This window comes from Corallococcus sp. CA054B (genome assembly GCF_003611625.1).
Taxonomy (GTDB): Bacteria; Myxococcota; Myxococcia; order Myxococcales; family Myxococcaceae; genus Corallococcus; species Corallococcus coralloides.
The window spans coordinates 1-423 of the sequence record NZ_RAVY01000441.1; the positions used below are offsets into that span (position 1 = coordinate 1).

The 423-nt window shown below is 43.0% G+C and carries 1 pseudogene; it reads left to right on the forward strand.

The window, feature by feature from the left end:
• Nucleotides 1–268: 268 nt before the first annotated feature.
• Nucleotides 269–423 (forward strand): annotated as a pseudogene (gene msrC / locus D7V80_RS41230) (L-methionine (R)-S-oxide reductase); the annotation flags it as partial.

Genomic DNA, 423 nt, shown 5'->3' on the forward strand with positions numbered 1-423 from the left:
GATGAGAATTTATCTCGGGCAGGCTAAACAGCATGTCACATTGCGGGCAACGTTGGTAATCACCACGCGGCAGTTCCTCGCCGATAGCCCTCACTGTTATCTTCTTTGTCGGCGTAATTTGTGGTGTGTTAAGAGCCATGACGTGCCAAATGTAATAAGAATTAACATTAATCTTAAACCATGATGGGAATGATCTTGAGCATTAACGCATTTAATGCTTATTTTAATAGGCTGGCAGTTCCAGGTAAGACAACCAAGTGATTATATAATGAACAAAGCAGAATTTTACGCGGATTTAAATCGCGACTTTAACGCGCTGATGGCGGGAGAAACCAGTTTTCTGGCAACGCTTGCGAACACCAGTGCGTTGTTATATGAGCGTCTCACTGACATAAACTGGGCAGGTTTTTATTTGCTTGAGGA